Origin of the sequence: Rhodococcus sp. NPDC059969 (assembly GCF_042738325.1) — a bacterium.
GTDB lineage: Bacteria > Actinomycetota > Actinomycetes > Mycobacteriales > Mycobacteriaceae > Rhodococcus_F.
Genome location: NZ_JBHWUF010000008.1, coordinates 167,068 through 187,838 on the forward strand (window position 1 = coordinate 167,068; position 20,771 = coordinate 187,838).

Annotated in this window: 17 protein-coding genes; 10 read left to right on the forward strand and 7 right to left on the reverse strand. The window is 63.2% G+C overall.

Annotated elements, in window-relative coordinates; translation table 11 throughout:
• Positions 1 to 9: 9 nt before the first annotated feature.
• Complete coding sequence (gene macS / locus ACFWAD_RS21730) at positions 10 to 1,233, reverse strand: MacS family sensor histidine kinase (RefSeq protein ID WP_378547594.1); 1,224 nt, start codon at positions 1,231 to 1,233, stop codon at positions 10 to 12.
• Complete coding sequence (locus tag ACFWAD_RS21735; RefSeq protein ID WP_378547597.1) at positions 1,226 to 2,404, reverse strand: AI-2E family transporter; 1,179 nt, start codon at positions 2,402 to 2,404, stop codon at positions 1,226 to 1,228. The genes macS and ACFWAD_RS21735 overlap by 8 nt, the downstream gene beginning before the upstream one ends.
• Before the next feature lie 192 nt (positions 2,405 to 2,596).
• On the opposite strand from ACFWAD_RS21735, the gene ACFWAD_RS21740 reads away from it, so the two are divergent.
• Both ACFWAD_RS21740 and ACFWAD_RS21745 read left to right on the forward strand, forming a co-directional pair.
• Positions 2,597 to 4,075 (forward strand): adenylate/guanylate cyclase domain-containing protein, encoded by a 1,479-nt coding sequence (locus ACFWAD_RS21740; protein ID WP_021343017.1) that lies wholly within the window; start codon positions 2,597 to 2,599, stop codon positions 4,073 to 4,075.
• A 9-nt stretch (positions 4,076 to 4,084) separates the two neighbouring features.
• A complete protein-coding gene (locus ACFWAD_RS21745) occupies positions 4,085 to 5,191 on the forward strand; it encodes a YbhN family protein (protein ID WP_378547600.1) in 1,107 nt (368 codons plus the stop codon).
• Here the strand turns inward: ACFWAD_RS21745 and ACFWAD_RS21750 are convergent.
• Entirely contained in the window at positions 5,188 to 5,868 is a 681-nt protein-coding gene (locus ACFWAD_RS21750; protein ID WP_378547603.1) for a FadR/GntR family transcriptional regulator, read from the reverse strand. The genes ACFWAD_RS21745 and ACFWAD_RS21750 overlap by 4 nt on opposite strands.
• Positions 5,869 to 6,031: 163 nt before the next feature.
• Between ACFWAD_RS21750 and ACFWAD_RS21755 the strand changes: the two genes are divergently transcribed.
• The 4 genes from ACFWAD_RS21755 (at position 6,032) to ACFWAD_RS21770 (ending at position 10,367) form a co-directional block, all read left to right on the forward strand.
• The gene (locus tag ACFWAD_RS21755) at positions 6,032 to 7,768 is read left to right on the forward strand and encodes a 2-isopropylmalate synthase (RefSeq protein ID WP_378547606.1); all 1,737 of its coding nucleotides are present in this window, start codon (positions 6,032 to 6,034) and stop codon (positions 7,766 to 7,768) included.
• Between the two features lie 78 nt (positions 7,769 to 7,846).
• Positions 7,847 to 8,395, forward strand: a complete 549-nt coding sequence (locus ACFWAD_RS21760) for a YceI family protein (protein WP_019747097.1) — start codon at positions 7,847 to 7,849, stop codon at positions 8,393 to 8,395.
• A 64-nt stretch (positions 8,396 to 8,459) separates the two neighbouring features.
• Positions 8,460 to 8,837 (forward strand): DUF3054 domain-containing protein, encoded by a 378-nt coding sequence (locus ACFWAD_RS21765; RefSeq protein ID WP_378547609.1) that lies wholly within the window; start codon positions 8,460 to 8,462, stop codon positions 8,835 to 8,837.
• A 57-nt stretch (positions 8,838 to 8,894) separates the two neighbouring features.
• Complete coding sequence (locus ACFWAD_RS21770) at positions 8,895 to 10,367, forward strand: peptide MFS transporter (RefSeq protein WP_378547612.1); 1,473 nt, start codon at positions 8,895 to 8,897, stop codon at positions 10,365 to 10,367.
• A gap of 6 nt (positions 10,368 to 10,373) precedes the next feature.
• Here the strand turns inward: ACFWAD_RS21770 and ACFWAD_RS21775 are convergent, their stop codons facing one another.
• The 3 genes from ACFWAD_RS21775 to ACFWAD_RS21785 all read right to left on the reverse strand — a co-directional run bounded on the left by ACFWAD_RS21775 (position 10,374) and on the right by ACFWAD_RS21785 (position 14,746).
• Positions 10,374 to 11,111: a sulfite exporter TauE/SafE family protein gene (locus ACFWAD_RS21775; protein ID WP_378547615.1), complete on the reverse strand. Its 738-nt coding sequence runs from the start codon at positions 11,109 to 11,111 to the stop codon at positions 10,374 to 10,376.
• A gap of 30 nt (positions 11,112 to 11,141) precedes the next feature.
• Positions 11,142 to 12,821 carry an NTF2-like N-terminal transpeptidase domain-containing protein gene (locus tag ACFWAD_RS21780; protein WP_378535413.1) on the reverse strand — a complete coding sequence of 560 codons (1,680 nt, stop codon included), beginning with the start codon at positions 12,819 to 12,821 and terminating at the stop codon, positions 11,142 to 11,144.
• A gap of 107 nt (positions 12,822 to 12,928) precedes the next feature.
• Positions 12,929 to 14,746 carry a penicillin-binding transpeptidase domain-containing protein gene (locus tag ACFWAD_RS21785; RefSeq protein WP_378547617.1) on the reverse strand — a complete coding sequence of 606 codons (1,818 nt, stop codon included), beginning with the start codon at positions 14,744 to 14,746 and terminating at the stop codon, positions 12,929 to 12,931.
• A 96-nt stretch (positions 14,747 to 14,842) separates the two neighbouring features.
• Here ACFWAD_RS21785 and ACFWAD_RS21790 point away from each other — a divergent pair, with 96 nt between their 5' ends.
• The 4 genes from ACFWAD_RS21790 (at position 14,843) to ACFWAD_RS21805 (ending at position 18,672) form a co-directional block, all read left to right on the forward strand.
• Positions 14,843 to 15,397, forward strand: a complete 555-nt coding sequence (locus tag ACFWAD_RS21790; RefSeq protein ID WP_378547619.1) for a hypothetical protein — start codon at positions 14,843 to 14,845, stop codon at positions 15,395 to 15,397.
• Positions 15,398 to 15,631: 234 nt separating this feature from the next.
• Positions 15,632 to 17,233, forward strand: coding sequence for an ABC-F family ATP-binding cassette domain-containing protein (locus ACFWAD_RS21795; RefSeq protein ID WP_378547621.1), 1,602 nt, complete (start codon positions 15,632 to 15,634; stop codon positions 17,231 to 17,233).
• Positions 17,234 to 17,283: 50 nt separating this feature from the next.
• The gene (locus ACFWAD_RS21800; protein ID WP_378547623.1) at positions 17,284 to 17,823 is read left to right on the forward strand and encodes a hypothetical protein; all 540 of its coding nucleotides are present in this window, start codon (positions 17,284 to 17,286) and stop codon (positions 17,821 to 17,823) included.
• A gap of 78 nt (positions 17,824 to 17,901) precedes the next feature.
• Positions 17,902 to 18,672: an alpha/beta fold hydrolase gene (locus ACFWAD_RS21805; RefSeq protein ID WP_378547826.1), complete on the forward strand. Its 771-nt coding sequence runs from the start codon at positions 17,902 to 17,904 to the stop codon at positions 18,670 to 18,672.
• A gap of 18 nt (positions 18,673 to 18,690) precedes the next feature.
• Here ACFWAD_RS21805 and ACFWAD_RS21810 read toward each other — a convergent pair whose 3' ends face one another.
• On the reverse strand, positions 18,691 to 20,754 hold the full coding sequence (locus tag ACFWAD_RS21810) for a heavy metal translocating P-type ATPase (protein WP_378547625.1): 2,064 nt from the start codon (positions 20,752 to 20,754) through the stop codon (positions 18,691 to 18,693).
• Positions 20,755 to 20,771: the final 17 nt, after the last annotated feature.

Genomic DNA, 20,771 nt, shown 5'->3' on the forward strand with positions numbered 1-20,771 from the left:
CCTTGTTCGTCAGCCACGCTCACTCTTCCCCTTCGGAACGTTGATCTCCCATTCGGTGCCCTCCCCTGGCCCGGTTTGCAGGACTGCAGTGCCGCCGAGCACCTGCACTCGACCGAGAATGGACTTCGATACTCCCATGCGGCCTTCGGCTTCGGCCTGCGCCAAGCGACCCTCGGGGATTCCGACGCCGTCGTCGCGGACGCTGACGATCACCTCGCCCGGCAAATCTTCGAGCAATACGTATGCCTTCGCCGCGGGCCCGGCGTGCAGCCCGACATTGGACAGAGCATTGTCGACGATGGCTGCCAGTTCGATGGCTCGATCACGCTCGATCACGACGGGGTGCGCGGGCGTCGACACCGACACCGACGTGCTGGCCTGCGTGGTCAACAGCGGACACAGATCCACTGTCTGTCCGCCGACGTCTGCCGCGGCGCCCGAAACCTGCTCGGAGATCAGCATTCTCAAGGCGACCTCCTGCTCACCTGCCAGAGCAGCCAGTTCAGCTGCCTCGCCGCCGAGTGCCGCTCCTCGCCGGCGCACCATCGCCAGCACCTGCAGAACGCCGTCGTGTACTTCGCGTGCCAAGCGTTCGCGCTCTTCGGTGGCCGCCGCCAGACGGACGGCTTGTTCGAGTTGTCGATGCGAGCGCCGAGCGGTGGTGGTGGCCAAGCCCAACGCCAGACCGACCGATACGAGCACGGGAGCGGTCGCATCGCGCCAGAGGTCCAGGTTGACCTGGTCGCGGATGATCGCGCTGGCCGCCGAGATGACAACTCCGGACGCCATACCGAGCCACGGCCCGCCGAGAATTGCCGCGGAGATGACAGCGTTGGTGGCCCACAGCGTGGTGGGGAGCGTCTGGTGATTCTGATACCACTCGTGGTCGGAGACCAGCCTCGTCGACGCCATCAGCAAGATGACGACCACCTGATCGGCAATCACCACCTGGTACCTCGGCAGCGTCTTACCGAACAGAGCACCGGAAGTTCCGAGCAGCAGCGCCGACACCCCGGTCCACACGGCCATCAGAGCGACGAAGAACCAGCTGAGCCGGGAGTTGGTGTAGTCGGAGGCCGAGGCGAACTGGTAGCTGATCGCGTACACCAGCGTGACGAGCCGAAATGCCTGCGCCGCCCGCCACAGCGGGGCGTCCGGGTCGGTGTCGATGCCCGACGCCTCGCGGACGGTCGGCTGATAGTGCAGCCGGCGACGGCGGGTGGGCTCAGTCATCGGGAGGGGTGGGGTTCACGATGCGAGGCTCGGCGCGCGGCTCGTCGGGTTCGGCGGGGAACAGTGGGGTCTCCGGGTCTTCGACGTGCAGTTCGGCGTACGCGATGTCCGGGTCGTCAGCGAGGAGGGAACGAATAGCGGTATTCAGGACCGCGACGATCGGAACAGCCAAGAGCCCGCCGACGATTCCAGCGAGAACGATGCCCGTTGTAATGGCGAGAACGACTGCCAGCGGATGCAGGCGAACAGCGCGACCCAACAACAGCGGTTGCATCACGTGCGCTTCGAGCTGCATGACGCCGATGATGATGGCGAGGACGATCAGTGCCGTCAGGAAACCCTTCGTGACCAGAGCGACAAGCACCGCGAGAAAACCGGTCAGAAATGCACCGACGATCGGAATGAACGCGCCGATGAACACCAACGACGCCAGCGGCAGGGCGAGCGGCACCCCGAGGATCGCCAGGCCGGCACCGATACCGATCGCGTCGGCTGCGGCAACCGCGACCGTGGCGCGCACGTAGCCGATCAGCGACCCGAAACCCGCAGAACCGGCGATCCGCACGCGACGTCGAGCATCGGTGGGAACGATCCGGGTGACGAACTGCCAGATCTGGTCGCCGCCGTAGAGGAAGAAGATGAGAGTGAACAGCGTCAGCAGAGCCCCGGTGAAGATTTCGCCGATGACTGTCGCCGTGGTCAAGGCGCCGCTGGTCAGGGACTCACGATTGGATTGCACCGACTTGACGACCGAATCACCCGCTTGGCGGATCTGATCCTCACTGAAGTGCAACGGTCCGCTGGTGAGCCAGTTCTGAATCTGCGTGACGCTAGCCGTGAACTGGTCGGTGAGCTGCGGCAACCCGTCGATGAACTGCTCGACGACAAACGTCATGATTCCCGCGACCAGCCCGATCGAGCCGAGTAACACGACGATGACGGCTGCCGAGCGAGGAACACCCCACACCTGCAGCCGATCAACCACCGGAATCAACAGAGCCGATGCCAAAAGAGCCAGCCCGACTGGGATGAGCACGGTTTCGAGACGTAGAACGACATACCCGAGAACCAACAGTCCAGCGAAGATCACAATGAGGCGCCACGACCATTCCGCCGCTATGCGTACACCCGGATGCACTGCCCGAGCGTCGGCGGATATGGGTTTGTTCATCCTCGAAGCTCGCTCCGCACGCCCCCTGTTTGCGTTCACATCGCGAGCCTAACCGGACCGGCCGACACAGGTGAGCGGACGAATAATCGGACGCGCGTACCAACACTTCGACCTCTGCCAGCTAAATTGAACCCTGTGCGGGCCTCATACAGAGCAATAGCGGTGACCATCCGCAGCCGGTGGCCCCTCTATATGCTTTCCATGCTCGCGGCCAACCTGATCGGCGCGGTACTGGTCTTCGCCTTCGTCCGGTACGGCGTGCCGATCCAGGAGTCCGACGCGATTGTTGCCGACCGGGTCCGCAACTTCGCGATCTTCGGCGTGTACCTCGCGTTCGCGGGTGCCGTCAGTCTCACTGCAGCGGCCATGATGTTGAAGTCGGTCATCCGTTGGCGGCTGCGCGGGGGTCCGCCGACAAGGTCCGAGCAGATGGCGGCACTCCACGCGCCGCTTCGCCAGGCCATCGTCCACCTGGTGCTGTGGATCTTGGGCGGAATCATCTTCGTGTTCCTCACCATCACCGAGATGCCCGGACTCGCGATCGCGGTGATCGTGACGGTGTGTATGGCCGCGACCACGACCTTCGGGTTCACCTACATGCTCGGTGAGCGCATCTTGCGTCCGGTCGCCGCCCAGGCCTTGAGCGAAGGCGAATTCGATCGGACCATGGCGCCGGGCGTCGGCACCCGGCTGGCGATGACCTGGGGACTCGGCACGCTGATGCCCGTCGCAGGCATCATCTTGCTGTGCTCGACGCAGCTCACGACGAATCTCGAGTTCTCCCCCGACTCACTCGCGTGGGCGATCCTGCTCATCTCGATCATGGCGATCGTGCAGGCGTTTGCGCTGTCGATGCTGACGGCTACTCAGATCTCCGATCCCATCCGCCAACTGCGTCGGGCCATCGAGCGAGTGCAGCGCGGCGCTACCGACGTACGCGTCGAGGTGTTCGACGGCAGTGAGATCGGCCGGCTGCAGGTCGGCTTCAACCGCATGATGAAAGAGTCCGACGAGCGTCGTCTGCTGCGTGAGCTGTTCGGTCAGCACGTCGGCGAGGACGTGGCCCGGCGCGCGCTGAAGTTCGGTACCGAACTGGGCGGCGAAACTCGATTCGTGGCAGTTCTGTTCGTCGACATGGTCGGATCCACCGGCGCCGCGGCCGAGCGCCCGCCGGGTGAAGTGGTCGAGCTGCTCAACGAGTTCTTCCGTGTGGTCGTCGACGTCATCGATCGTCACCACGGTTTTGTCAACAAGTTCATGGGTGATGCGGCGCTCGCCATCTTCGGTGCACCACTCGATCGACCCGACGCTCCGACGGCAGCCCTCGCTGCGGCTCGCGAGCTGCGGTTCAAGCTCAACGACATCACCGGCCTGGACGTCGGGATCGGCGTGAGCGCGGGTCTTGCGGTCGCCGGCAACATCGGTGCTGCCGAACGTTTCGAGTACACCGTGATCGGCGATCCGGTCAACGAAGCGTCACGGCTCACCGAGCTCGCGAAGCTTCGGCCCAGCCGAGTGCTGGCGTCGACGAGCGCGCTGTACTTCGCCGACGAAGAGGAACAGGCCGAGTGGGAACTCGGCGAGCAAGTTCAACTGCGTGGACGCCGACGACTGACGCATCTGGCGTGGCCCGAAAAGTATCCAGAGGTCGATCCGGATCAAATTGGTTAGGGTGAGTCGATGGCTCAGCCTGGAAACACCCCACGGCGACTGAGACGACCACGCTCGCCCGTGGCCGAGACCAGTCGGGCCAGAGGGCGCTTCTGGTGGCTGAAGTGGGTGCTCGGGGTGGCTCTGATCGCTCTCCTGATAGTCGAAGGCGCCTTGCTGTGGCCCCGATTCAACGAGTACTGGCAAGCGCTCACCGAAATTCACTGGGGTTGGGTGGCTGCCTGTGTGGCGGCTCAGGCAGTGTCGCTCAGTGGATACGCGTCCGTTCAACAACGTCTTCTCAATGCCGCCGGCGTGGTCGCCGGTCACGTCAAGAACCTTTCGGTCATTTACGCCAGCACTGCGATGGCGCTGACGTTGCCTGCCGGCCAAGTCTTCTCCACTGCGTTCACGTACAAGCAGACTCGCAAGTGGGGTGCGACGCCGGTAGTCGCGTCGTGGCAGTTGGCAATGTGCGGCGTCATCGCCGCTGCCACTCTGGCACTCCTCGGTGCCGCTGGCGCAATAGCATTCGGTACCAAGGTCAGCCCGGTGACGCTGACGATTTCGCTTGTGGGCATGGCAGCGCTGTTCCTGGCTTTGCGATACATAGCCCAGAATCCCGGCAGCATCGAGCGCATCGGGCACCGAGTTCTGGCGCTGTACAACCGTTCCCGCAAAAACCCGACCGGGCGCGGTATGCACCGTTGGTCTGAAATCCTCAAACAACTGGACTCGGTAGAACTGAGCCGCACCGACACCGCGATTGCATTCGGATGGTCGGCCATTCACCGAGCTGCCGACGTGCTCTGTCTCGGATTCGCTTGTTGGGCAGTGGGAGCCGATCCGTCGTTCGCTGGTCTCCTGATCGCATTCACGGCGGCGAAAGCGGTGGGCAGTATTCCGCTCTTGCCGGGCGGTTTCGGCTCCGTCGAACCCGTACTCGCCACAGCGCTGACCATAGCCGGTTCTACCGTGGCACAGGCCGCAGCAGCGGTGGTCGTTTATCGGATAGTCAGTTTGGTTCTCGTCGCACTGGTGGGATGGCTCGTCTTCCTCGTGTCGTTCCGCGCCACTCACCACGAAGATCTCGAGATGGACCTCGAATTCGAACGTCGAGAACAACCCGGCGTCTAGCGTCGCAACGCTGCTGCCATGTCGTCGAGGTGTGCCCGGCTGATCCGGACCGCTGTCTCCGCGTCGCCGGCTTCGATGGCGTCCACCAACATTCGATGCTCGTCGGCGTCGGGCTGGCTGTGTGGATGCAGATCCAGAACCGCGATCAACTCGATCAACGCGGCCCGCAGACGGGGCACAAAAGTCTCGAAGAGCTCCGACAGCACGGGATTGTGTGCCGCATCCACCACCGCCCGGTGTACCGCGATGTCAGCGTCGACGAAGGCTTCGTCCCCGGAATGGGCGGCAGCAGTTCTACCGTCCAACGCTTGCCTCAGAGCCGCGACGTCGACGGCATCGCGCCGCTGCGCTGCGAGGCGAGCCGCTTCGATCTCAACCGCGTTTCGCACCTCGACGACGTGAAGAATCGCCTCGGCCTCGAGCACTCGGGGCCACTGATCCGGTGGCGTCGTACTCCGTAGAAAGACGCCGGCTCCCTGTCGCGATTCGAGCATGCCGAGACCCGCGAGAGTCCGCACTGCTTCCCTGATAGTGGACCGCCCGATACCCAACTGCGCGGCAAGAGTGGTTTCACCTGGAAGTTTGGCGCCGACTTCCCATTCACCGTTCACGATCCGCGCTCGCAGCAGCTCCGCGGCCTGGTCGGTGAGCAGCCGACGCTCGACGATCGGGGACACGTGAACTCCTCAGGTTGTCTGATAAGTGATTTCGTTCTAGTGTAGCCCGCATGGCTACAGGAGCACTCCTTCTGGACTGCCGCGGCGGGGTCTGAAAGACCGGCACCCCTCCGCGGGGTTTCGCCATGCCGGTCTTTCGACTCGACCGCAGGAGAAACCGAAGATGAGTACAACCCGCTCCAACCACTGGAACAACCAGAAGCGCTCCCCCATGCCGTCCGAGCGCTATCGCGCAGCCTGGGACCGCGTCGACATTCCGACTTTCGAGCGGACGTGGCCGTCCAATCGCACCACCGTGGCACCCCTCTGGGTGCCCGTCGATCTGCGCGACGGCAACCAAGCCCTCGCGGAACCGATGGACCCCGAGCGTAAGCGCCGAATGTTCGAACTGATGGTGGCGATCGGCTACAAGGAAATCGAGGTCGGCTACCCCTCCGCGAGCCAGACCGATTTCGATTTCGTTCGAGACCTGGTGCGCTTCGATCTCGTTCCCGACGACGTCACCATCGTCGTATTCACCGCCGCGCGTACGGATTTGATCGAGCGGACGTACCAATCCATAGAGGGACTGCCGAACGCGGTCGTCCACATGTACACGGCGACGGCGCCGACGTGGCGAAACGTGGTTCTCGGCAAGGAGCGAGAAGAGCTGCACGACATGATTTTCCGCGCCGCACAAGATGTCGCTCGCGGCGGCGAAGGCCACGACGGATGGCGATTCGAGTTCTCCCCCGAGGTCTTCAACCTCACCGAGCCCGACTACATCCTGCAGGTGTGCAACAGCCTTACCGAACTCTGGGACGCCAGTCCCGATCGCCCGGTCATTCACAACCTGCCTGCCACAGTCGAAATCGCCACCCCCAACATCTATGCCGATCAGATCGAATACATGCACCAGAACCTGGCCCGACGCGATTCGGTGATCCTCTCGGTCCACCCGCACAACGACCGTGGCACCGGAGTTGCATGCGCCGAACTGGCAGTGCTGGCCGGTGCGCAGCGCGTCGAGGGGTGCCTGTTCGGCAACGGCGAGCGCACAGGCAACGTCGACCTGGTAACTCTGGGGCTGAATCTGCACGCACAGGGCGTCGATCCGGAAATCGACTTCTCCGACATCGACAAAATCCGTCGAACAGTGGAGTACTGCAACAGAATTCCCGTCCACGAGCGTCACCCGTACGGCGGCGATCTCGTGTACACGGCATTCTCCGGCACCCACCAGGATGCAATCAAGAAGGGCTTCGCCCATCACTACGAGAGCGCGAAGGCCGCCGGCGTCGATCCGGGATCGGCGCCATGGGCAGTCCCCTACCTGCCGATCGACCCCGCCGACGTCGGCCGTGACTACCAGGCGGTGATTCGTGTGAACAGCCAGTCGGGCAAGGGCGGAATCGCTTATCTGGTGCAGACCGAGTACGGAGTCGAACTCCCCCGGCGTCTGCAGATCGACTTCGCTTCGCGGGTGCAACTCGAGACCGACGACTCGGGCACCGAAATGACTGCCGATCAGCTGTGGAACCTGCTGCTGCGCGAGTACGGGTACAACGGAGGAGTGCGTCGGTACTCGCTGGAACACACCGCCGACGGTGATCAGTTGTTCGTCGCCATCGATCGTGACGGGCGCGAGGTCACCGCCGCGGCCAGCGCGTCCGGGCCGGTCGAGGCATTGAGCAAAATCCTGACCGAACAGGGTTCGGCGGTCGAGGTCGTCTCGCTCACCCAGCATTCACTGCCCCGCAACCCGAAATCTTCCGGGAGTGCGAATTCGGCCGTCACCATTGCAGAGTGCGTGGTGAACGGTGAAGGGCGCTGGGGCATTGCGGTGCATCAGTCGGTGACGGCGTCGGCGCTTCACGCGGTCTATGCCGCTAGCACACGAACTGTGATGCAGCTCACATGATCTTGCGGAAGGATTTCCGGGGGTCCATAGTTGAAGCTACAAGAACTTGAATATTCAACTACTTCTTCAGGAGCTTCCATGACCACCGCAACCTTGCCCACATTGACCGCCGGAACCTGGGTCATCGACACTGTCCACTCCACCGTCGGATTCTCGGTTCGCCACCTCATGGTTTCCAAGGTTCGTGGAACGTTCGACGAGTTCTCCGGAACGATCACCGTTGCCGAAGACGGAACCCCCGCCGTCGAGGCCGAGATCTCCGTGGACTCCATCAACACCAAGAACGAGCAGCGCGACGGCCACATCAAGTCCGCTGACTTCTTCGACGTCGAGAAGTTCCCGAAGGCAACCTTCAAGTCCACCGCAGTGCGCTCCAAGGGCAGCGACTTCGTCCTCGCCGGCGACTTCACGCTCCACGGCGTCACCCGCGAGGTCGAGCTGAACCTCGAGTTCAACGGTGTCAACCCGGGCATGGGCCAGGGCCCCGTCGCCGGATTCGAAGCCACCACCGTCATCAACCGCAAGGACTTCGACATCTCCATCGAGATGCCCCTCGAAGGCGGCGGAGCAGTTGTCGGCGACAAGATCACGATCACCCTCGAGATCGAAGCCGGCCTCCAGGCCTAACCTCACTGTGCGCCTTTATTAACCGCCCGCGGTTAATAAAGGCGCACAGTCGTATGGTGTGAGCGTGAAGAAGTACGCACCATTCCTGCTGATCGACGCCATTCTTGTCATAATCTTCTGCGCGATAGGGCGCCGCACCCACGAAGAAGCCAACGCGCTCGCCGGTCTCGCGAAGACGTCCTGGCCGTTCCTGACCGGCCTGGGAATCGGATGGGCCGCCACGTTCGCGCTGTACCGCGACAAGTTCAACCCCGTTCTCCTGCTCCCCACCGGCATTGCCGTTTGGCTCGGCGCCGTCGTCATCGGCATGGTCCTGCGAGTGCTGAGCGGTCAAGGCACGCAGTTCAGCTTCATCGTCGTCGCGACTCTCGTCCTCGGCGCGTTCCTGCTCGGCTGGCGCGCACTCGTGCCGCTGGTAGCGAGGATTCGCACCAAGTCGTAACCAAATTCCACGGCTCGGAACCACCCGAAATGCCCGAGGACGTAGGACACTTTTCGGATGAGCAACACTACGGAGCCCGTCGAACGTAGCGAAAAGGAAGACCGGGGGTTCTTCGGACAGCCCTTTGCGCTGGCGAACCTGTTCGGCGTCGAGATGTGGGAGAGATTCTCCTTCTACGGGATGCAAGGCATCCTCATCTACTACCTGTATTACAGCGTCAGTGACGGCGGCCTCGGCATCAGCCAGGCAGCAGCGACCAGCATCGTCGGCGCGTACGGCGGCACCGTCTACCTGTCGACGATTCTCGGCGCGTGGGTGGCCGACCGACTTCTCGGCTCCGAGCGCACCCTCTTCTACAGCGCTTCACTGGTGATGGCCGGCCACATCGCACTGTCGGTTCTCCCCGGCATGTGGGGTGTGGGTGTCGGCCTGGTCATGGTTGCCTTCGGCAGTGGTGGTCTCAAGGCCAATGCGACCTCGCTGGTCGGAGATCTCTATTCCGAAAAGGATGTCCGCCGCGACGCCGGATTCTCCATCTTCTACATGGGCATCAACATCGGCGGGCTTGTCGGTCCGCTGCTCACCGGTGCCGTCCAGGACGCCTGGGGATTCCATGCCGGTTTTGCTCTCGCCGCCGTCGGCATGGCGCTCGGTTTGATCCAGTACACGCTGGGCCGCAAGCATCTTCACGGAATCGGAGCCGAGCCCGGCAACCCGTTGCCCGCGGACAAGCGCGCTCTCTACATCGGCATAGGCATTGCCGCGATCGTCGTGGTCGCGATCGCCTCCATCACCGGTTTGATCACGGCGGACAACATGTCCGACGTCGTTGTCGGACTCACGATCATCGCGTCCGTCGGCTACTTCCTCCTCATGCTCACCAGCAAGAAGGTGACCAAGGTCGAACGCAGTCGGGTCTTTGCGTTCATCCCGATGTTCATCGCGAGCGCGGCCTTCTGGTCGCTGTTCCAGCAGCAGTTCACCACCGTGCCGGTAATTTCCGACAAACTCCTCGACCGCAATCTCTTCGGTTGGGACTTTCCGCCGACGTGGGTGCAGTCGATCAACCCGGTCTTCATCATCATCTTTGCCGGTGTCTTCGCTGCGATGTGGACCAAACTCGGTGACCGTCAGCCGTCGTCGCCGATCAAATTCGCACTCGGTACCGGCACGATGGGTCTGGCGTTCCTGGCGTTCATCCCGATCACCGGTGGCGGACCGAACAGTGCACCGCTACTCGGTCTTGCCGGAGTGCTTCTGCTCTTCACCTTCGCAGAGCTCTTCCTCTCCCCCGTCGGCCTTTCCCTTGCAACCAAACTCGCGCCCGAGCATTTCCACACCCAGATGGTGGCGTTGTTCTTCCTGTCCGTTGCTTTGGGTTCTTCGATGGCAGGGACCTTGGCCGGCTACTTCGACATCGACGACAGTCGCCCGTTCTTCCTGATCATCGGTTTCTCGTCGATCGGAATCGGAGTGATTCTTGCTCTTGCCTCGCCGTGGATCAAGAAGCTGATGCAGGGCGTGAATTAGACAGTCTCACTTCACCCACAACCAAACAGCCAGCACGAATCCCGCTATCGCTACTGCCACACGCAGTACCGATGGCGGGATTTTCTTGACGACGGGTGGCCCGCACCAGCCTCCGGCCAACGCGCCGATCGCCATCGCCAACGCGGCCACCCAGTGCACCTGTCCGGAGAAGGCGAAGATGAGCGCAGCCACAAGATTGGCGATCCCGAGAAAGAAGCTCTTCAGGATCGTTGCACGCCAGACCGTTTCGGAGGTCAGGATGAGCGTCGCGGCCAGGAAGATGACACCGGCGCCGGCGCCGAAATAGCCACCGTAAACCGCAACGGCAAACAGCGCTGCCGAGTAGATTCCGGGACGGTCACCGCCGCCGGCCAGCTCACGAATCTTCGGTTGCAGTAGCAGTGCGAGCGAGGCGAACACAACCATCGCGGGCACAACGGATTCGAAAGAGCCTTCCGGTGCCAGCCACAGAATCAGGGCACCGACAATGCCACCGGCCGCCGAATAGAGAGCCCAGCGAACAAGTTTCGGACCGGTATCGGCAACTTCGCGTGACGAGTTCGCCAACGCTCCGACGCCGACGGCCACCAACGCGACGGTATTGGTCATGTTCGCGCTGACCGGTGAGAGCCCGACGCTCAGCAAAGCCGGATACGAGACGATCGATGCAAGACCAGTGACAAAACCGACAAGACCGCTGAAGAATCCCGCTACGACGAGGAAAAGGAAATCGAGCAGGTTCACGAACCAGGAATCTACTCGCGGTGCCCGGTACTACTTGTCGGCAGGCTTGCCGAGTTCCTGGAAGAGCTTGTCCGTCATCTGCATTGCTCGATCGCCGCCGTCGGCGTCTGCGACGAACACTGCGAATGCGAAGTCTCCGCGTGATCCGTAGAACCAGCGATCGTCACCGCTCGCCGCACCGGCCGCCATCATGTCCGGGTACCCGGCCAGTCCGCCGGCCCCTCGCATGGCGTCGCGCAGACGATTGTTCACATCGCCGGGCAATGCCGTCGGGGCGACGTCGGCGGTAGCCGGTTGTCCGAAGACCATCATCGGAAGCGGGGCACTACCGCGGGCGATCGACGCCGCCAGCATCGCCATCCCGAACGGAGTCACCGTCGGCGCACCCGAGTCGTTGGACGTCTTGTTGGCCATGACGTTGTTCATCGCCTGGTCCACGCCGGGGCGGTTCGCGGCAAGCACTGCAGTCTGCTGTTCGAGCCCCTGAATATGGAAGCCGTTGCCCAGTCCGAGTTGCTGCCCCGTGTCGGCCAACTGCTCCGCTGACACTGCTCCGGGGTCGACGCCGTTCTGCATCGACGATGCGAGACGAACCAGATCGAGGGCGCCGCCGGCCGGGCGCAACCCGGTGAAAGCGATGGGCCCCTGCTCGATGGCCTGATTGTTCTGTGCTGCAGCCAGAATGGCGCCGTCCGACGGGCGGATCGCGACGATGGCCGCGGGAGTACCTGCACTGACGACGGCTTCGATCGCGGCAAGTTGAGCGTGCGAGTCGAGAGTCGCGGCGACGTCGGGGCCGGGAGGTCCCTGGAAGCCGGCTTGCTTGATCGGGAACCCGTTGGACTCGACCAGGTTGACCGCCCAGCCGGCGGTGGCGTCACGATTGGCCTGCCACACGGTTCGCAGCGGATCGAGCAACGGCGAGTTGATGCGACGGTCGGAGGCGATCAGCTTGGGTGTCTTGACCACGACGACGCCGGGGATCGCAAAATCGCTTTCCAGGTAGGCGTAGTCCGGATCGCGGAGCAGTACGGCGGTGACGGGCTTGCCGGGGTTGGCGGCGAGGTCGGCCAGCATCGACTCCGAGGTGACCAACGGCGCGACAGGTTCGAGGACCGTGGCGAGGCGACGGGTGGTGTCGACGGGGTCCGGCATGGTGGCCGGGTCGAGAGTGATCGCGTTGATGGTCTGCTCGTTCATGAGCAGGGTGCCGGTGCTGTCGACGACCTTCGGCGGCGCTGCGTCCGTACGGGTGTACGAGACGGTGCGACCGTTGCCGAGGTCGGGGACGAGGACCGACGGGTCCCAGGACACACGCCAGCCGACGGACAGATCGCGAACCTCACCCTGCGACTGGTAGCTCCAGTCCTTGCCTTCCCCGAAATTCCAGGACGCGTCGAGGGTGAAGAGTCCGGAGTCGCTACCCAGATCCATGACCTGAGCGACGTCGAAGTCGGTGGACTTGGCGGCCAGTCCGTCGAACATCTGCTGGATCGACGGCCGTGCCGCGTTGGGGTACGACGTGAGCGCCGCGGCAGCTTCGGCGTCGTGGTTGTTGAGGGCGGTGACGAAGTCCTCCACCACCGAGGCGGCGTCGGATTTCTTCTCCCCACCGATGACACACGACGCGAGCGCCACTGTCAGAACGACAGCAGTTATCGACGCAACGACATATTTTCCACGACGGTTGTGCTGTCCTCCGGGCCCCATGCATGTAACTCTTTACTTCTGTCACACGAGTAACAAGCACGGGATGCCTACGAACGTGTCACGGTTGAGCTACGACGGTGTGATCCAACTGCAACGGAAAACAGGTTTCAGCGCAGAAAAGTGCCCGCTACCTGCACTGCAGGCGAAGAGCTGTCCGCACCCGCGATGAATACCGCAAATGCGAGGTCTCCCTTGATTCCGACAAACCACCCATGTGCCGGGCCACCCTCGGTTTCGGCCGTGCCGGTCTTGCCGAGAAGCCCCGGAATGTCCTGCAACGACGTCGCAGTACCGCCCGTGACGGTCTCGCGCATCATCACCCGCAACTGTTCGGTCACCTCCGCGGGAGCAGGTGCGACCGTCTGATCCGCCACGCCGGCCTGTCCCTTGACCAACATCGGCGACGGCGTGGTTCCGTTGGCGATCGAGGCCGCCACGAGAGCCATCCCGAAAGGCGTGGCGGTCACGGTGCCCTGGCCGATCGCGGACTCGACGCGCTCGGCGGGAGTGTTCGCGTCGGGGACGTTGCCCGTCACCGTCGTGAGCCCGGGGGTCACGTAGTCGACGCCGAGCCCGAACTGCAATCCCGCATTGTGCAGGGCATCCGCAGGCAGACCGACGGCCATCCTCGCCATGGTGGTGTTGCACGACTTCGCGAATGCCGTGTGCAGCGGGACCGATCCGAGGTCGAACTCGTCGTCGTTGGGAATCTGACGTCCCTCGATGTTCTCGGTACCCGGGCACGGCAGAACTGTGTCCGGTGTAGCGACGCCGGCTTGCAGGGCCGCGGACGTCGTCACTGTCTTGAACGTCGAACCCGGTGGGTACAGGCCGGTCAACGCGATCGGGCCCTGTGCGTCTGCGGGGGCGTTCTGGGCCACCGCCAACACCGCTCCGGTCGACGGCTGCAGCGCAACGATCGCCGCCTGTTGCGTCACCCCGGCCAGTGCGTTCTCGGCCGCGAGTTGCAGCGGTCGGTCGATGGTCGTCGCGATATTCGGAGCAACCGGCCCGTCTTGGCCGGCGACGGTGGTGACGGTTCCGTTCTGCTTCACCTGCTGTACCGCCCAGCCTGCGGATTTGTCCTGTCCCTCCTGCCAGAGGTCGGACAGCCCGCTGAACGTCGGCGACGCCAACGCTTTGTCCACCGAGAGCAATCGCGCCTGCGGTGCCAAGCTCACACCGGGAATCGCCGCCAACCGCTCCTCGATCGGTGCAAGATCCTCGGCCCGCAAAGTGATTGCGGTGACCGGCTTCCCACTTGCCGACGCAAGATCGCCGCTCAGCGATGCCGCCGTAATCGTCGGTGCGATGGGCGAGAGAAGGGCCGCCACGGCTGCCGTGTCCACCGGGGGCACCGCGGCGGAATCGAGATTGACCAGCGTCACCACCTGCTGCTCCATGATCGGCTGACCCGCAGCGTCCAGCACCGACGGCGGCGCGCCTGTCGTAGGTGTGTAGCGCAGCGTGGTCGAAGCGGTCAGGTCCGGAGCGAGCAGTGCCGGGTCCCACTGGATCAGCCAGTTGTCACCGCTTTTCGACGCGTTTCCCTGCGTCGAGTAGTTCCAGTCCTGACCTTCGCCGAACTTCCACGCCGCGTCGAGCGTGAATGTTCCTGCGGAATCTCCGGACTCGGTGGCGTCGGAGACGGTGAATGTTCCCTCGTCCTTGCCCAGTCCGTCGATCAGGGCAGAAATCGCAGTCGACGCCGCCGCCGGGTCGGTGGTGAGGGCTGCCGCCGCTTGCACGTCATCCGCGGTGAGCGCGGACGCGAACTCCTCTGCCACAGATTTCGGCTGATCAGGGCCAGAACTGCACGCAACGACGGATCCTGCTGCCAACACCCCCAGAGCTACGGCAGCCACGGGACGACGGAAAGTTCGAAAGCTCTGACGAGCGTGTGAAAGGCGCACGACTTCGATCATGCCCGAATTTGTGGCGCCAGTTCGACTATCGGTGTAATCATGTAATCAGTGCAATAAACGCACGCCACACTCCACCAGCTCTCAGAGGAGAACGCCATGAAGAACTCACAAAACTCCGGCGACCGCAGGTTCGGCCGTCCCGGAGGTTGGCAACAAGCATCGGTTCCCGACGCGAGTGATGCGTCCGACTGGTTTGCCGGTCGACTCCCAGATGACTGGTTCACCGGAACGGCCGACGTCCAGGTCGACCGCGAAGAAATCGTCGTGATCGGTGAACTCCCGGCAGTCGACGGTGGCGAGGCCGCCGCGGACGGAAGGATCTCACGCTTTCGCGAAACCACGCGCGCCGACCGGATGCGCATCGCCGACGAGGCCGAGGCTCGCTACGGACGCAAGGTCGCCTGGGGCGTACGCCTGGACGAAAAGTCCGTCCTGTTCACACATCTCGCGGTCCCGGTGATGACACGGCTACGTCAGCCCGAACGCAAGGTTCTCGACACTCTGGTGGACGCGGGTGTTGCTCGTTCGCGCGCGGATGCCCTCATGTGGACAGTCCGGTTGGCGGGCAAACACAGCGAACAGTGGCTCACTGAGCTGCGCGAAGCGATGTCGAAGGTCGACGATCTCCGATCTGAAGGCCCGAAAATCTGAAGGCCCGAAAATCTGAGGGCCCGAAAATCTGGGCACCGAACACTGACGAGACCGACAGCACAGAATAATTCGATTGCACGGGACCGTTCGAGTGTTTTAACCTGGAACACGAATCATTCCCGACAGAACAGGAAACGGGCCGTTGCTCCTCTAGAGGTTCATTACGCGAAGGCACTCGCACCCATCAGCCATTGCTGAGCCGGGCGCACAGTCCAAGCACCCTCTGGAGTACTCATGACCCATACGCATTCTTCTCTGTCGCTCTCGGATCTCACCTTCATCTGGCCGGACGGCGAATCAGTCTTTTCCCGCATCAGTTTTGTATTCCCCAGTGGCCGTGTCGGTCTCGTGGGACTCAACGGATCGGGAAAGTCGACTCTGCTGCGATTGATCGCGGGAGAGCTCTCACCTGAATCCGGATCCGTGACCGCCTCCGGCGAGGTCGGCTACCTCCGTCAGGACATCACACTCGATCCGAGCGTTCGGGTGGATGACATCCTCGGTATCCACGAACTCCGAAACGCATTGCACCGCATCGAAACCGGTGACGGTTCCGAAGCCGACTTTGCGCTCGTGGACACCAATTGGGATATCGAGGAGAGCGCTCTCTCCACCTTGCATCGGCTCGGCCTCGAGAAGGTAGTTCCGGATACGGCAGCACTGAGTCGAACGGTCAGCACCCTCTCCGGCGGAGAGACCGTACTACTCGGCCTGACCGCAACGCTGCTGAAGAATCCGCAAGTGCTACTCCTCGACGAGCCGACCAACAACCTGGACCGCGACGCTCGATCACGAGTTCATGCTGCAGTCCAACAGTTTCCGGGAACCGTACTGATCGTCAGCCACGACCGGGAACTGCTCGACACAGCGGAGTACACCGTCGAACTACGTCGAGGGGATCTACGCGTGTTCGGCGGCAACTACTCGCACTACCAGGAGGTCGTGACCGCTGAGCAGGAAAACGCACTCGCCACCGTTCGCGACGCCAAGGCCGATCTGGCGAAGCAGAGCCGCGAGCTGATCGACGCTCGAACAAAACTGGACCGACGTAAGCGCTATGGGCAGAAGATGTTCGAGAACAAGCGGGTGCCACTGATTATCGCGCAGGAACGAAAACGCCAAGCCCAAGTTTCGGCCGGAAAGCTGGCCCTCAACCATATCGGGAAGGTGGGCGAGGCCAAGTCCGCCCTGTCGGAGGCAGAGGAACTCCTTCGAGACGATCGCGAGATCCGCCTGGACCTTCCTGCTACAGAGGTTCATCCGGGGCAGCAGGTTGCGCGGCTCGACGAGGTGACGTTGCGGAGCGGCCAAGGGGTATCGCTCCAGATCACCGGGCCGGAGCGGATTGCGCTACTGGGACGCAACGGAATCGGCAAGACAACGTTGCTCGATGCACTCGCTGCGTCGACTCCGTTCGTAGCCTCTCGTGCGCTCCCCCAACGTCTCGACGTGTTCGACGAGGATCTCTCGGTGGCGGACAACGTCGCTTTGGCCGCGCCACACGCGACAGCCGAGGAAATTCGCGGGCAGTTGGCACGGTTCCTTTTCCGGGGAACGGATTCCGACGTGTTGGCTTCTGCGCTCTCCGGCGGTGAACGATTGCGCGCGGCGTTAGCGACGATCCTTCTGGCCGAACCCGCGCCCCAGTTGCTTCTTCTCGACGAGCCGACCAACAACCTGGACCTACCGAGTCTCGCTCACCTCACGCAGGCACTTTCCGATTTCCGCGGTGCCATGGTGGTGGTGAGTCACGATCTGCCGTTTCTGCGCGACATCGGCATAACGCGGTGGATCAGCATGGACGAGACTGGTATTCGAGACATCGATCCCGAGTAGGCCGACGGTTGTCGCCAACGGTGCTTGACGGTCTGGCCTACCGTGGGGAGATGTGCCTTCACCTCGACGCAACCGCTGCGCTGTCGCTCGCAGGTTGGGTTCGCGAAGAACCTACTCGATCAGCCTCTGCCCCAGTTCCGCAACCACTGGTCGGCGGTTGTGACCAACTCATAGTGTGGGCGAGTTCGTTCTCCGTACTTGCCAGTTCCGACGACCAGGTGTGGTTTCTCTCGGCAGAGAACTATGCCGGTGGTGTTGGCGTCAGCGATGAGGCGTTTCCCTGGAATGCGTTCCGGCACGAGAGCCTGGCGGTCGCTTCCGGGCCGGCGGAGCGCGCGGCGATCAACGCCTTCTGGTCCACTCACCTCCCGGTCCTGATGTCGGTACGCAATGGGTACGAGTACCTGGCGCTCGCACCCGACGGTCAGGTTGTCCGCGGGAGAGTGCCGGAGTTCGAGGAGGTCACCATCGTCGCCGCTGATTTCGAGGCTCTGATTCGGGGAATAGCAGTAGGCGTCAGCACTGCAGACCCCTACACCGATGCACTGCTTGGAACAGTGGGCACTGCCCCGCCGGGCAGTGACCGGTAGCTCTGAGGGAGGCCGAGTTGATGGCCCGTAGCAACTGGCACCCATACTGGACGGGTGTTGCACGACGTGAGAAATCCGGTGGACGGTGCGCGAATCGCCTATCAGATCGTGGGCGATGGCCCGCCCCTGTTGATGGTGCACGGCACGGCGTTGTCGCGCTCCATCTGGCGTGGCTTCGGGTACGTCAAGGCACTCCAGGACCGGTACCGTCTGATCCTCGTCGACATGCGGGGTCACGGACGCAGCGACAAGCCGCACGACTCCGATTCGTATGCAATGGATCTGGTGGTCGCTGACCTCCTGGAAATTCTCGACACGGAGTCTCCGTTCGAACCGGCTCACGTCCTCGGATACTCGTTCGGCGGGCGTTCGGTGATGTCACTGGCAGTAGAGCACTCCGAACGGGTGCGGTCGTTGACGGTCGGGGGCGGTAGTAGCCGACCGATGACGGGTGCGTTCGACGCATTGTTCTTTCCCGGTTGCATCGACGCACTCGAAAGCGGCGGTATCGAAGGGTTCCTGTCCGGTTGGGGCGCTCGGCGCGGCAAACCGGTGGATCCCCAGACTGCGACCGCGTTTCGAATCAACGACGCACTCGCACTCGCGGCATACATGCGGCGAGCCGAGAAGGAGAAGGGCATCGACGACGCGGTGCTTCAACGGATCACCACGCCGACTTTGTTGTTCGTCGGATCGAGAGATCGCGAGCGCCTACCGGATACCGAGCATCTCGCGTCGATGATCCCGGACAGTGCCTTGACCGTGATCGAGGGCGCTGATCATGCGAGCGCAGTCGCGGACTCCGAAGCTGTGCTGCGTGCGCTCATTCCGTTCCTGAGCCGTCAGTAGTCCGGCTACTCCCGACCACTACTGAGGTGTGAGCGCTTTCGACTCGAGAGCGGTCACCGGTGGTTGCCGCAAGTTCAAGCGCCGCAGCAACTGCGCATTCGCGGCAACTACCACGGTGGACACCGACATCAGGATTGCTCCGACCTCCATCGGCAGCACGAACCCGACGGGCGCCAGCACTCCCGCAGCGAGGGGAACCGAGATCGCGTTGTATCCCGCTGCCCACCACAGGTTCTGGACCATCTTCCGGTAGGTGGCGCGGGACAGCTCGATGACCGAGCTCACCGATCGCGGATCATCGCTGGCCAGAACAACTCCCGCCGACGCGATCGCCACATCCGTTCCGGCACCGATCGCGATGCCCACATCCGCCTGGGCGAGCGCCGGCGCATCGTTGACCCCGTCGCCGACCATCGCCACGCGGTGGCCCGCAGCCTGAAGCCGCGATACCTGTGCCCCCTTGTCCTGCGGAAGCACCTCGGCGAAGACCTCGTCGATCCCGAGCGTGCGGGCAACCGAATGTGCCACGGCCTCCGCGTCTCCGGTCACCATGGCCACGCGCACACCGCGAGCGTGGAGGGCGTCGACAGCCAATGCTGATTCCGGGCGAATCTCGTCGGCCAATGCCAATGCACCGATCACCTTCTCGTCACGCACCACGTGCAGAACCGTCGATCCGTCGCTGAGCCACTCTTCGGTCCCCGGGATCGGCGAGGCACCGACCGATCTCAACATCCCCGGTCCGCCGACGCCTACGCGCGCACCGTCGACGTCCGCCGCAACCCCGATCCCGTTGTGCGCCTGAAAGTCCGAACCCGCAGTGATTTCGAGTGACAACTCCCGCGCCGCTGCGACCACGGCGCGTCCGAGTGGATGTTCACTGTCGAATTCGACGGCAGCGGCAGCGCCGAGAACTTCGTCATCGGCATACCCGTCGACACCGCGCACACCGACCACTGCTGGCTCGCCCTTGGTGAGAGTGCCGGTCTTGTCGAAGAGAACGGTGTCTACGTTGCGCATCGCCTCGAGGGCCATGCGGTCCGTGATCAGAATCCCAGCCCGAGCCGCCCGTTCGGTCGCGATCGACACGACCAGCGGAATCGCCAACCCGAGTGCGTGCGGGCAGGCGATCACCAGAACGGTGATCGTACGGGTGACTGCGCTTTCCGGTGTGCCCCAGATGCTCCAGGCGATCGCGGTCAACACTGCCGCGCCGAGTGCGTACCAGAACAGCAGGGCAGCGGCCTTGTCCGCCAACACCTGGGCACGACTCGACGAATTCTGGGCCTGCTCGACCAGGCGACGGATACCGGCGAGCGCGGTGTCTTCGCCCACCGCGGTGACTCGCAGCCGCAGCGCCGAGTCGGTGGCTACGGTGCCGGCCACCACCTGGTCACCGACAGTGCGCCGAACTGTCTTCGACTCGCCCGTGATCATGGATTCGTCCATGTCGGCACTGCCCTCGACCACCGTTCCGTCCGAGGGAACGCGGGCGCCGGGACGAACTATCACCAGGTCACCGGTGACCAGAGCTGCGGTGGGCACGGTTTCCACCGAATCGCCCACCACCCGTTCCGCCTCGTCGGGTAGCAACGCGGCAAGCGAATCCAAGGCGCTCGAGGTCTGACTGAGCGAACGCATCTCGATCCAGTGGCCCAACAACATGATCACGATCAGAAGCGCGAGTTCCCACCAGAAATCGAGAGTGTGATCCACCCAGTGCAGACTCGCAGCCCAGGACGCAAAGAAGGCCACCGTGATCGCGAGCGCGATCAACAGCATCATTCCCGGTTGCCGAGAACGGATTTCGGACACGCCACCGGTGAGGAACGGCTTACCGCCCCAGAAGTACATCACTGTGCCGAGTACCGGTGAGATCCATTCCACCAGAGAGTTTTCCGGCAAGGTGTACCCGACCAGATCAGCGAACATCGCGTCTGCCGCAACAACCGGAACTGCAATGACCAGCATGACCGCGAACAATTTCCGGAACTGTGCGACGTGATCCCCGTGACCACCGTGTGCCCCATGCTCCATCTGGCTGTGGTCCATCTGGCTGTGGTCCATCTGACTGTGATCCATGTGGCGGTCATCCCCTC

What these genes read in the sequence shown, in the direction of transcription:
- ACFWAD_RS21770 (WP_378547612.1), top strand. Translation starts at nt 8,895, where the DNA reads ATGAGCAACACTACGGAGCCCGTCGAACGTAGCGAAAAGGAAGACCGG.
- ACFWAD_RS21740 (WP_021343017.1), top strand. Translation starts at nt 2,597, where the DNA reads ATGCTTTCCATGCTCGCGGCCAACCTGATCGGCGCGGTACTGGTCTTC.
- ACFWAD_RS21800 (WP_378547623.1), top strand. Translation starts at nt 17,284, where the DNA reads ATGTGCCTTCACCTCGACGCAACCGCTGCGCTGTCGCTCGCAGGTTGG.
- ACFWAD_RS21780 (WP_378535413.1), bottom strand. Translation starts at nt 12,821, where the DNA reads ATGGGGCCCGGAGGACAGCACAACCGTCGTGGAAAATATGTCGTTGCG.
- macS (WP_378547594.1), bottom strand. Translation starts at nt 1,233, where the DNA reads ATGACTGAGCCCACCCGCCGTCGCCGGCTGCACTATCAGCCGACCGTC.
- ACFWAD_RS21745 (WP_378547600.1), top strand. Translation starts at nt 4,085, where the DNA reads ATGGCTCAGCCTGGAAACACCCCACGGCGACTGAGACGACCACGCTCG.
- ACFWAD_RS21795 (WP_378547621.1), top strand. Translation starts at nt 15,632, where the DNA reads ATGACCCATACGCATTCTTCTCTGTCGCTCTCGGATCTCACCTTCATC.
- ACFWAD_RS21790 (WP_378547619.1), top strand. Translation starts at nt 14,843, where the DNA reads ATGAAGAACTCACAAAACTCCGGCGACCGCAGGTTCGGCCGTCCCGGA.
- ACFWAD_RS21810 (WP_378547625.1), bottom strand. Translation starts at nt 20,754, where the DNA reads ATGGATCACAGTCAGATGGACCACAGCCAGATGGACCACAGCCAGATG.
- ACFWAD_RS21735 (WP_378547597.1), bottom strand. Translation starts at nt 2,404, where the DNA reads ATGAACAAACCCATATCCGCCGACGCTCGGGCAGTGCATCCGGGTGTA.
- ACFWAD_RS21785 (WP_378547617.1), bottom strand. Translation starts at nt 14,746, where the DNA reads ATGATCGAAGTCGTGCGCCTTTCACACGCTCGTCAGAGCTTTCGAACT.
- ACFWAD_RS21760 (WP_019747097.1), top strand. Translation starts at nt 7,847, where the DNA reads ATGACCACCGCAACCTTGCCCACATTGACCGCCGGAACCTGGGTCATC.
- ACFWAD_RS21755 (WP_378547606.1), top strand. Translation starts at nt 6,032, where the DNA reads ATGAGTACAACCCGCTCCAACCACTGGAACAACCAGAAGCGCTCCCCC.